General features: G+C 53.6%; 14 protein-coding genes and 1 rRNA gene. 5 read left to right on the top strand and 10 right to left on the bottom strand.

All coding sequences use genetic code 11. The features are described from left to right. The 10 genes from G565_RS0118855 to prfC all read right to left on the bottom strand — a co-directional run. Window positions 1-113 (bottom strand): 16S ribosomal RNA (locus G565_RS0118855); the annotation flags it as partial. A 566-nt stretch (window positions 114-679) separates the two neighbouring features. Further along, window positions 680-1,081, bottom strand: coding sequence for a ClpXP protease specificity-enhancing factor (locus G565_RS0118860; protein ID WP_028672243.1), 402 nt, complete (start codon window positions 1,079-1,081; stop codon window positions 680-682). Then, complete coding sequence (locus tag G565_RS0118865; RefSeq protein ID WP_028672244.1) at window positions 1,081-1,710, bottom strand: glutathione S-transferase N-terminal domain-containing protein; 630 nt, start codon at window positions 1,708-1,710, stop codon at window positions 1,081-1,083. The genes G565_RS0118860 and G565_RS0118865 overlap by 1 nt, the downstream gene beginning before the upstream one ends. A 93-nt stretch (window positions 1,711-1,803) precedes the next feature. After that, window positions 1,804-2,559: a cytochrome c1 gene (locus G565_RS0118870; RefSeq protein ID WP_028672245.1), complete on the bottom strand. Its 756-nt coding sequence runs from the start codon at window positions 2,557-2,559 to the stop codon at window positions 1,804-1,806. After that, entirely contained in the window at window positions 2,556-3,794 is a 1,239-nt protein-coding gene (locus G565_RS0118875) for a cytochrome b (protein ID WP_425413989.1), read from the bottom strand. Before G565_RS0118875 ends, G565_RS0118870 begins: the two co-directional genes overlap by 4 nt. Beyond that, window positions 3,791-4,384 carry a ubiquinol-cytochrome c reductase iron-sulfur subunit gene (gene petA / locus G565_RS0118880; RefSeq protein WP_028672247.1) on the bottom strand — a complete coding sequence of 198 codons (594 nt, stop codon included), beginning with the start codon at window positions 4,382-4,384 and terminating at the stop codon, window positions 3,791-3,793. The genes G565_RS0118875 and petA overlap by 4 nt, the downstream gene beginning before the upstream one ends. Before the next feature lie 239 nt (window positions 4,385-4,623). Beyond that, window positions 4,624-5,019 carry a 30S ribosomal protein S9 gene (gene rpsI / locus G565_RS0118885; RefSeq protein ID WP_028672248.1) on the bottom strand — a complete coding sequence of 132 codons (396 nt, stop codon included), beginning with the start codon at window positions 5,017-5,019 and terminating at the stop codon, window positions 4,624-4,626. Window positions 5,020-5,030: 11 nt separating this feature from the next. After that, window positions 5,031-5,459: a 50S ribosomal protein L13 gene (gene rplM, locus G565_RS0118890; RefSeq protein ID WP_028672249.1), complete on the bottom strand. Its 429-nt coding sequence runs from the start codon at window positions 5,457-5,459 to the stop codon at window positions 5,031-5,033. 138 nt (window positions 5,460-5,597) lie between these two features. Further along, the gene (locus G565_RS0118895) at window positions 5,598-5,942 is read right to left on the bottom strand and encodes a hypothetical protein (protein WP_028672250.1); all 345 of its coding nucleotides are present in this window, start codon (window positions 5,940-5,942) and stop codon (window positions 5,598-5,600) included. A gap of 79 nt (window positions 5,943-6,021) precedes the next feature. Next, window positions 6,022-7,599 (bottom strand): peptide chain release factor 3, encoded by a 1,578-nt coding sequence (gene prfC / locus G565_RS0118900; protein WP_028672251.1) that lies wholly within the window; start codon window positions 7,597-7,599, stop codon window positions 6,022-6,024. A gap of 145 nt (window positions 7,600-7,744) precedes the next feature. On the opposite strand from prfC, the gene cmoA reads away from it, so the two are divergent. The 5 genes from cmoA to G565_RS26520 all read left to right on the top strand — a co-directional run. Then, on the top strand, window positions 7,745-8,503 hold the full coding sequence (cmoA, locus tag G565_RS0118910) for a carboxy-S-adenosyl-L-methionine synthase CmoA (protein ID WP_051208265.1): 759 nt from the start codon (window positions 7,745-7,747) through the stop codon (window positions 8,501-8,503). Between the two features lie 4 nt (window positions 8,504-8,507). Next, window positions 8,508-9,512, top strand: a complete 1,005-nt coding sequence (gene cmoB, locus G565_RS0118915; protein ID WP_028672253.1) for a tRNA 5-methoxyuridine(34)/uridine 5-oxyacetic acid(34) synthase CmoB — start codon at window positions 8,508-8,510, stop codon at window positions 9,510-9,512. Window positions 9,513-9,773: 261 nt separating this feature from the next. After that, window positions 9,774-10,241, top strand: coding sequence for a toxin-activating lysine-acyltransferase (locus G565_RS0118920; protein ID WP_028672254.1), 468 nt, complete (start codon window positions 9,774-9,776; stop codon window positions 10,239-10,241). Next, a complete protein-coding gene (locus G565_RS24950) occupies window positions 10,241-10,750 on the top strand; it encodes a toxin-activating lysine-acyltransferase (protein WP_051208267.1) in 510 nt (169 codons plus the stop codon). The genes G565_RS0118920 and G565_RS24950 overlap by 1 nt, the downstream gene beginning before the upstream one ends. A 164-nt stretch (window positions 10,751-10,914) precedes the next feature. Further along, window positions 10,915-11,165: transposase family protein (locus tag G565_RS26520; RefSeq protein WP_169579630.1), on the top strand; the 251-nt coding region annotated here is incomplete at its 3' end.

Genomic DNA, 11,165 nt, shown 5'->3' on the forward strand with positions numbered 1-11,165 from the left:
CACCCGTCCGCCGCTCGTCAGCGGGTAGCAAGCTACCCCTGTTACCGCTCGACTTGCATGTGTTAGGCCTGCCGCCAGCGTTCAATCTGAGCCATGATCAAACTCTTCAGTTTAAATCGTTCGGCAGATACCCGAAGGCATCCGCCCAATCTTGCTCGACGCAAGCTACCCTCTGGCCGAAACCAAAAGGCGCCTTTCAACAAATGAATTCATTGACAGGTCGCTTACAGATCGAGTGTCTTTCTAGGAAAGACAATTCTTTATGCTTCCTCTTTCACTTAAGACTTCTCACCGGAGTGATCCGTACTAAAGCGTCCGATTCAGCGTCGACCTACAAGCGCCCACACGAATTACTTGATTCCCAATGTTAAAGATCGACGACAGCGCGTTTGGCTTGCCGTTTGAAGAGGCGCGTATTCTACGCCTCCGCTCCAATGTGTCAACTCTTTTTTTAAGAAATGTTCTTTAGAATCAGTTCTTTAGAGTCTTCACTTCATCTGGCATCCGAGCCGGTTGGAGCCGCTGTTCGGTGACAGCGGAGGCGCATTATAGGGACTGAGTTTCCTGGGTCAACGCCTTTGCCAATTTTCTTCGAAACTTTCTTCAAAAACGAAAAAGCGCCCCCGGGGACGCTTTGAACAAACCACTCTGATCGGACTGACGACAGGAGTCGCCCTGGCTACTTCACCACTCGCAATGCCGGCTTCTTGCTGCCACCGTCACTGGCTCCGTCCGGGGTGTCATCCGGATCGGGATCTTCCGGTGCTTCCAGGTCGAACCCCATACCCTGGCCATTCTCTTTGGCAAAGATAGCCATAATAGCTGACATGGGAGCACGAACCAGCGTTGGAACACCCGAGAAACGTGCGCTGAACTCGACCCAACGATTGTCGAGCACCAGCTCCCGAACTGCAGAAGGTGCGATATTGAGCGTAATCTGACCATCACGAACAAATTGAACAGGCACCTCAACACCCGGGAAGTCGGCTGCAATCACCACATAAGGTGTGCATTCATTATCGACAATCCACTGATGGAAAGCCCTGAGCATATAGGGTTTGTTGGAGGTCATCTCACTCATCAGTCGCGCATCTCCTGCTCGACTTCAGACAAGCTGATCTGGAACGATTCACGCTCGAACAAACGCTCCATGTACTTATGAATCGGCTTGGCCTGCTTTTCGGTCAGCTCTATACCCAATGCCGGCAAACGCCACAGGATCGGAGCGACACAACAGTCGACCAGCGTAAACTCTTCGCTCATGAAAAACGGCTTTTCATCGAACAAAGGCGCAATAGCCAGCAAGCTTTCACGCAACTCCTTGCGGGCCTTGGTCACACTGTCTTTGCTCTTTGCCGCAACGATAACATCAACCTTATCGCACCAGTCGCGTTGAATGCGGGCCATATACTGGCGGCTTTCGGCGCGGGCAACCGGGTATACCGGCAACAGGGGCGGGTGTGGAAAGCGCTCATCCAGGTATTCCATCATTACGTAATGTTCGAACAACGTAAGATCGCGGTCAACCAGTGTTGGCAGAGAGTTATAAGGGTTGATGTCAGCAATTTCCTGAGGCATATCATCCGGATCGACATCTTTAATGTCGACCGCTACGCCCTTTTCCGCCAAAACAATACGCACCCTATGGCTGTACTGACTGGCCGGATCGGAGTAAAAAGTCATGGAAGAACGTTTGGCAACGACGCCCATTAGGTACTCTCCTCGATGTAAAAACACCCTGATACAAGACAAAACAAGCGCGGACCAGCCGCGCTTATCAAAAAACGGTACTCAGCAGTCACCTTAGTGAATGTCTTTCCACAACTCGCGATACAGCAGTTGACCAATCACCAGGAACACCGCCAGGAAGGCAAACACCATCCAGCCAATGCGCTCACGGTCGCCGGCATACGGCTCACCCATATAATCCAGAAAATTCACCAGATCATAGATGGTTTCATCGTACTCGGCCTTGGTCAGTGACCCTTCAACCGCGTAATTCTCACAGCCACCATCGGTGATGAGATTGCCGGTTAGTGGATCAAAACGACGTTCGCTAACAGCATGAGGCGCCTCAGCACACAAACCCTGAAGCTCCATCAGTACGTGTGGCATACCGACGTTGGCAAAGACCGAATTGTTAACACCCAGCGGGCGACTGTCGTCCTGGTAGAAACCACGCAGATACGTATACAGCCAGTCTTCGCCACGAACGCGCGCTACCAGAGTAAGGTCCGGTGGCGCAGCGCCAAACCAGGCCGCGCCATCGTCATAGCTCATGGAATTTCCCATCAGCGAGCCGATTGCCGCACCGGTGAAGATCAGGTTCTCCTCGAAGATCTCTTCGGGTATATCCAGATCCGCTGCTACCCGGTTGTAACGGGCGTATTCCAGTGAGTGGCAAGCCATACAATAGTTCATGTAGGTTTGCGCACCACGCTGCAACGAGGCTTTGTCGGAAATATCGGTATCGATATGGTCCAACTCAATCTCGGCGCCAGCGGCCAAAGCCACCAGCGGAGTCACACTTAATATAAGAGACAGGAACAGTTTTTTCATTTCGCTGACACCCTCTCCGGTACGGGTTTGGTGGTTTCCATGCGCGTGTAGATCGGCATCAGTAGGAAGAAGCCGAAATAGATCACGGAACCAAATCGAGCCAACCAGGTATTCAGATCCGTTACCGGCTGACCGCCCAGATAAGACAGCATGATGAAGGCCAGCGCGAAAACAACTATCGCCGTTTTGCTCATCCAGCCTTTATAGCGCCAGCTCAGTACCGGGCTCTTGTCCAGCCAGGGCAGGACGAAAAGAATGGCAATGGCAGCACCCATGGCGATGACACCCATCAGCTTGTCAGGTACCGCCCTCAGGATCGAGTAGAAGGCGCCATAATACCAGGTTGGTGCAATGTGCGCTGGCGTCTTCAACGGGTTAGCTGGCTCAAAGTTCGCATGTTCCAGGAAATAGCCACCGCCTTCCGGGAAAAAGAAGATCACACCGCAGAACACAAACAGAAAGATGATGATCATCGGCAGTTTGCCCAGGGTGTAATAAGGGTGGAACGGAATACCATCCAGTGGCTTACCCTGTTCATCCTTATGCTTTTTGATGTCGATGCCGTCAGGGTTGTTGGAACCCACTTCGTGCAGCGCCAATATATGCAACACGACCAGCAAAGCCAAAACCAGCGGTAGCGCGATGACATGCAGTGCAAAGAAGCGATTCAGGGTAATCCCGGAAATCAGGAAGTCGCCCCGGATCCACTCGGTCAGACCATCACCGATAACCGGTATGGCACCAAACAGCGAGATGATCACCTGAGCACCCCAGAAAGACATCTGACCCCAGGGCAACACGTAACCCATGAAGCCTTCAGCCATAAGCACCAGATAGATCAGCATGCCGAAGACCCAGATAAGCTCCCGGGGCTTCTTGTAGGAGCCATACATGATCCCGCGGAACATGTGCAGGTAGACGACAATAAAGAAGAATGAGGCACCGGTAGAGTGCATGTAGCGAATCAGCCACCCCATATCAACATCACGCATGATGTACTCAACAGAGTTAAAGGCTTCATCGGCACTGGGCACGAACGACATGGTTAGCCAGATACCCGTGAGTATCTGATTCGCGAAAACCAGGGTCGCCAGCAAACCGAACACGTACCAGAAGTTCAGGTTAACCGGAGCATAGTACTTTGACATGTGCTTTTCATAGGCACTGGTGACCGGCAGCCGCTGGTCGAGCCATTGCATGAAGGCTGGCTTGGCAGGCTTGTTAGTACTCATCAGACAGTATCCTCACCAATGGTTAGCATGGCCCCTTCGATCATATGCGGAGGCACCACCAGGTTGGTTGGGGCAGGTACACCGCTGAATACACGACCGGCCATATCAAAGCGGGAGCCATGGCACGGGCAGAAGAAGCCACCCATCCAATTCTCGTCGAACGATTGAGGCTCAACACTAGGGATAAACTGGGGAGAGCAACCAAGGTGGGTACAAACGCCCTCAACCACCAGTAGGTCCTCGGCGCGTGCACGAACAGGGTTCTGAGCATATTCTGGCTGCTGAGACGCCACCTCTGACTGTGGATCAGACAGACGGCTCATCAAATCCTCGCTTTTAAGCGTGGAAATAGCTTCCTCAGTGCGCCGAACCACAAAAACAGGCTTACCACGCCATTCGACAGTGCGAATCTCGCCTGGTTCGAGCCTACTGATATCAACGGTCACCGGAGCCCCGATCGCCTTGGCTTTCTCACTGGGAAACCAGGAGCGGACGAACGGGGTTGCAACTCCAACCGCGCCTACGGCACCCATGGCGCCTGTCGCGATATAGAGAAAGCGGCGCCGACCCTTATTTACGCCGTCTTGCGTCATTATTAGGTCCTCTGTCTGAAGGTAGAAAAAATGCGGGGCAGTTTCCACAAAATGACGGGAATACTAAAGAATTACACTCCCTCTGACAAGAAAACCCTTCGCTAAACAAGGGTATTGGCAGGGGTCGGTAAGGCGCAATCAACAACCCACCGGGCCACGGTACCGGCTGACTGGCGATGCTACAAACAAAAACGCCCGGACAAGTCCGGGCGTTTTGAAAGCAAGGCCATCCAGAACGATTAACGCTTGGAGTATTGCGGACGCTTACGCGCCTTGTGCAGACCGACTTTCTTACGTTCAACCATACGAGCATCGCGGGTAACATAACCAGCGGCACGCAGTTGCTTGCGCAGAGTTTCGTCGTAGACCATCAGGGCACGGGTAATGCCATGACGAATCGCACCGGCCTGACCGTTGGCACCGCCACCTGCTACGCTGACAATGACATCGAACTTGTCAGTCAGTTCACACAGCTCAAGCGGCTGACGAACGATCATACGCGACGTATCACGACCAAAATACACGTCCAGAGGGCGTTTGTTGACGCTAATCTGGCCTGTACCCGGACGCAAGTAGACACGTGCGGCTGAGGTTTTGCGGCGACCTGTACCGTAATATTGCTGAATTGCTGTCATGTCGCTCCCCGTTAAATCTTAAGTTCTTTGGGCTGTTGTGCAGTATGCGGGTGATCGACACCGGCATACACCTTCAGCTTCTTCAGCATGGCACGGCCCAGCGGATTCCGGGGAATCATGCCTTTAACCGCCAGTTCGATCACTTGCTCGGGCTTGTGATCGATCATTTTTTCGAAGCTCATAGACTTCAGGCCACCCGGATACCCGGTGTGACGGTAATACATTTTTTGCTTGGTCTTGCGACCAGTCACAGCCACTTTCTCGGCGTTGATCACGACGATGTAATCGCCGGTATCCACGTGAGGCGTGAACTCTGCTTTATGCTTGCCGCGCAAACGACGAGCAATTTCGGTCGACAAGCGACCCAACGTTTGGCCTTGGGCATCGACTACGTACCAGTCGCGCTTTACTTCAGCCGGTTTTGCTACAAAAGTTTTCATTTAACTCCGCCTAATAAAAGTGGGGGGCTCAGGGGCAGTTAATCCGAAATAAGGGCGCGGATAGTAAAGAAACAACCACCCCTTTGCAAGCGCCTTCGTTCAATTATTATTCAAATAGCAGGGCATGACCCGTTCGACTCACTTTAAGCCGTCGGCATTGGCCGCACCGGCGGCTAATTTCACCTTCGAGAAGCGCACCAGGCCAACGCCAAGCCCGGCAATGCAGCCAAATACGGTCGTCAGCATACCGACGACGGCCTCAAGCTCCAGGCCACCTTCCAGGCTAGGCGCGAATCGCGAAACACCCCAAAAATAAGCCAGACTGGTAACCAGAAACGTCAGCGTCAGCATACTGACGACCCAATAGCCCTTGGCGTCGTACAGCCGCAATCGACCTTGAATCACCCGACCCTGGAGCAACGTAAAGAGGCCGGTCGACGCGCCAGCAACAATCAGCGCCAGCGCCACCAGGTAGATGATCATACCGTCCCTCCAGAGTAAGTACGGGCCGCCCGTGTTAAGCGGCTGCCATAGTTGCCGTTCATTGCCATTCGGCCCGACCTTAATGCTCCCGGGTTTTCCGGAAGGCGATGTCCGGGTGCCGCTCTTGCGCCATTTGCAGATTGACCATGGTTGGCGCGACGTATGTCAGATTGTCGCCGCCATCCAACGCCAGATTATCGTAGGCCTTATCGCGGAATTGCTCCAGCTTGCGTGCATCGGCACACTCAACCCAGCGGGCTGTCGCTACACTGATCGGCTCGTAGACCGCATCAACCTTATACTCGGATTTTAGACGCTGAGCGACCACATCAAACTGCAGCATACCCACGGCTCCGACGATCAGATCGTTGTTTTTCAAGGGCCGAAATACCTGTACCGCCCCCTCTTCTGACAGCTGCATCAGACCTTTCTGCAATTGTTTGGCCTTTAAAGGATCACGCAGGCGAATGCGACGGAACAGCTCGGGTGCGAAGTTCGGAATCCCCGAAAACTTCATCATCTCGCCCTGTGTAAAGGTGTCGCCAATCTGGATCGTACCGTGGTTATGCAGCCCGATGATGTCACCGGACCAGGCTTCCTCAACGGCCGAGCGATCGCCCGCCAGAAAAGTCAGGGCATCCGAGATGCGCACATCCTTGCCGGTGCGGACATGCTTCATCTTCATGCCCTTCTCGTACTTTCCCGACACAATGCGCAAAAAGGCGACTCGGTCGCGGTGGTTCGGGTCCATATTTGCTTGAATTTTGAACACAAAGCCTGAGAACGTCGCCTCACCGGAATCGACAACCCGTTCGTCAGTCGCCCGTGGCTGAGGGTTCGGCGCCCACTCAACCAGGCCATCCAGCATGTGGTCGACGCCAAAGTTACCGAGCGCCGTACCGAAAAACACCGGCGTTAGCTGGCCAGCCAGAAACTCTTCCAGATCAAACTTGTTGGCCGCCGCCAGCAGCTCAACATCCTGACGCAGTTCATCGGCGTACTCCCCGAGGGCCGTATCCAGCTCCGGATTGTCGAGCCCCTTAATGACCCGACGCTCCTGAATGGTGTGGCCCTGGCCGCTCTGGTACAGATGTACCTCGTCATTCAGCAGGTGGTAGACGCCCTTGAACTGCTTGCCCTGACCAATGGGCCAGGTGACCGGCGCACAGCTGATCTTGAGAATGTTCTCAACTTCGTCCATCAGCTCGATGGGCTCACGGATATCGCGGTCGAGTTTGTTCATGAAAGTCAGCACCGGGGTTTCGCGCATCCGGGCGACGTCCATCAGCTTAATGGTCCGGTCCTCCACACCCTTGGCCGCATCGATAACCATCAGACACGAGTCAACCGCGGTCAACGTCCGGTAGGTGTCCTCGGAGAAGTCTTCGTGCCCCGGCGTATCCAGCAGGTTGACCAGCTTATCGTGATACGGAAACTGCATGACCGAGGTGGTAATGGAGATACCCCGGTCTTTTTCCATCTCCATCCAGTCCGACTTGGCGTGCTGACCAGACTTTTTGCCCTTTACGGTACCGGCCGTCTGCAGGGCCTTCCCGAACAACAGCACTTTTTCAGTGATGGTGGTCTTACCGGCATCGGGGTGCGAAATGATGGCAAAGGTATGACGTTTTAAGACTTCTTCAGCGATGGTGCTCATAGATAAGCGGCATTTCCCAGTCAAAACGGTTCAGATTGCGGCGCATTATAACGCTAGCCGCCTGTTTTTCGACCATGGGGGCGCAGATAGTCGCCCGACCATGTAAAATGTCGCCACTTTTTACTGCACGGTACCCCACCCGACCATGACCCATCGCCAGCCGCCAGGCCCAGAGAAACCCGCCAAAGACACTATCTACGCCAGTGATCACGGCCAGGTCGCCGATTTTCGGTTCGACGACACCGTGGCGCGGGTGTTCCCGGATATGATCAAACGCTCGGTACCGGGTTACAGCCACATCATCGGAATGATCGGCATCCTGGCCGAGCAATATGCCCAGCCTAACAGCCGGTTGTATGATCTGGGCAGCTCGATTGGCGCGGCCAGCCTGGCCATGCGCCATCGGGTTCATGCACCAGGTGCGGTAATAGTGGCAGTCGACAACAGCGAAGCCATGCTCGAACGCAGCCGGGATTTTCTGGAAAGTGAAGACTTGCCAACCCCGGTACAGCCACTCTGCGCCGACATCACCTCACTGACGATCGACAACGCCTCTTTCGTCGTACTGAACTTCACGCTGCAGTTTATCCCCCTGGAAGACCGACAAGCTACCCTGCAACGAATCTACGACGGCATGCTGCCCGGCGGAGCCCTGGTCCTTTCCGAAAAGCTGCGCTTCCCCGACCCGGCACAGGACCAACTGCTGATCCAGCACCATCATGATTTCAAGCGCGCGAACGGTTACAGCGACCTTGAGATCAGCCAAAAGCGTCAGGCCATCGAACGCGTCCTATTGCCGGAAACCGCCGAAGACCACCTGAGCCGACTAAAAGCGGTTGGCTTCAGCACCGCCACCCTCTGGTTCCAGAGCTTTAACTTCGCCTCCTTTATAGCCATCAAGTGATTGTATGATTGATTACCGACCTTTTATCGACTCTCTGGCGCACACACCCTTATCGGTTTGGCAGGCACCATTGACCGCCCAACTCGATACCCTGTTTGCCACCCTGAACGATGGTAACCTGCCCCGCTTTCTGGCCTACATTGATCAGTTGCCAACCGTAGGTAAGGTCACCTTCGACCCAAACAACGTCACACTCTCAGCGACGAATTCGCTGAATGACAAAGACCAGACGCATTTACGCACGGCACTGCGTGGTTTGATTCCCTGGCGCAAAGGCCCTTTCCGGCTATTCGACACCCACATCGATTCTGAATGGCGCTGTGATTTGAAATGGGATCGGGTTGCACCCCACGTGAGTGATTTGACTGGCCGTTGCATATTGGATGTGGGCAGTGGCAATGGCTACTACGGCTGGCGGATGAAAGCGGCCGGAGCGCGAATCGTTGCAGGCATAGATCCGTCCTGGTTATCGGTCGTGCAACACCTGGCCATTAACGGCTATGTGGGCGATGCCACTCACACCGTATTGCCATTCACACTAGAAGCGATGACACCGGACCTCGAAGCCTTTGATACCGTCTTCTCAATGGGCGTGCTTTACCATCGCCGCTCCCCACTCGATCACCTCGCCGAATTGCGTGCCGCATTACGACCGGGCGGTGAACTGGTATTGGAAACCCTGGTTGTCAATGGCAACGAACGCGAAGCCTTTGTTCCGCCCGGTCGCTATGCGCGAATGAACAACGTCTGGTTCCTGCCAAGCCCGAAAGCACTGGCACACTGGCTGGAAAAATCGGGATTTGAAGATGTGCACATCGCTGATGTCACCCCGACAACAACCGAAGAACAACGCACAACCGAATGGAAACCGGGGCAGTCGTTGATCGACTACCTCAACCCAAGCGATCAAACAAAAACCATTGAAGGGCACCCGGCACCAATGCGAGCAACACTCGTTGCGACAAAGCCAGCCGGTGCAAAACGTCTGCGCCGTTATTATCTGGACTGAGGTTACACTCACAATAACCTGAAACCTGACTTGATAGACAACTCTCGATACATCCGCCACATCAAAAAGCCAACTCGATCACAATAATTAAATCGATTAAAAAAGTGACTCTTTTTTCTTCAAAAATGGTCACTTTTATAGCTGTTCAACCAGGACTAAATCGAATAATCTCCCCTCAACGATTGGCACCCAAATTGTCCGCGGTGCAAGGAACTAGCTCAAGCTACAGCGCCAGCGATAAGTTGAAGGAAGGAATTCTTCATGAAATTGAACATCAACAGCCCTCTGGCACCCTGTGTGCCGCCAGATTCCGGCCAGCTGACACCCTATCAAGCCATTGGCTTGGTGACAGATTTAGCGATGAATCACGGTGACTACTGTGATTCATCGGTGAAAGCCCTGTTAGACCGACTGATACCCGCGCTGAACACAGGTAATGCCAAGGTCTTTTTCGATGACGCAAGCCGCCCTTATGGCTATGCCAGCTGGGCGACCGTTCCAGACGATGTTCATCATTCATTATTGGCGGGCACCGGCCAATCGAATGTCGATGCGGCTCAATTCTTTAGCACGACACCCTCTGGCAACTATCTGTGGTTTTTCGACTTGCTCTGCCCATTCACCAGCCCATTGGCGATGTACCGGACGCTCAAGCAATCTTTAACCAGTCACGATAGCGCCTACCTGGTTCCAGCAACCCAACTCTGTGCTGTTCGGAGGATTTGGTAATGCAGGCCCAAACCGAACAGATGGCTCCCCACAATATAACTTACCACGATGCGCTGGGCATGATGATGTGGTTAATGAAGCATGCAGATTATCACAGCCAGTGGCCACTCTGGAGTGTCGACACCGATATCGTGCCAGCGTTGATTCACGGGCAAAGCAAGCTCTATTTCGATGAGCATAGAAGCCCGGTCGGCTTCGCAACCTGGGCCTGGTTAACTGACGAAGCGAAAGTGCAAGTACTTGAAGATACCGGCCCGCTGGAAGTTAACCAATGGAACCAGGGTGATCATCTTATGTTCGCAGACTTCGTGGCTCCGTGGGGGCATAGTCTCCACATCCTGAATGACCTTAGGGGTCACATGTTCCCGGAACACCGGGCGTTCAGCATCGGGCGGAACCCGAACGGAAGTATTCGAAAAATCTATTACTGGAAAGGCATTCGATTCAAGGAAAGGATCGCGGCGGAACAATACAATTTCAATAAAACACTGTGGGCTGAGCAGGCCTGACAGTGGTAAGAGAATTCAGCGAGCACGCTCTGCCAAGACCCGTGCCCGCCGAATACCGCCATGAGGCGGTGCTTATCAACCTCAAAAGGAGGCTCTTCGTAGTTTCCTGTGGAAATCCAGTATAATCAGGACTTGATCATACCGAATTTACGGGGAGTCTTTCTGTGGAAATCGAAGAGCATTATGCACTGCTTCTGGGTATTCATTCGCCCTGGGAGACAAGCTCGGTAGACCTCAACATGGCCAATAGCCGAGTCGATATCGAGATTGAGTATGTCGACTCCACTGGCGCGTGTCCTGAGTGCGGAACATTATGTCCAAAACACGATGAACGTGAATCCCGGACCTGGCGCCATCTGGATACCATGCAGTTTGCTACTTACCTGCACGCTCGGTTGCCAAGGGTCAAGTGTAA

The sequence above is a fragment of the Saccharospirillum impatiens DSM 12546 genome (assembly GCF_000423605.1).
GTDB lineage: Bacteria > Pseudomonadota > Gammaproteobacteria > Pseudomonadales > Natronospirillaceae > Saccharospirillum > Saccharospirillum impatiens.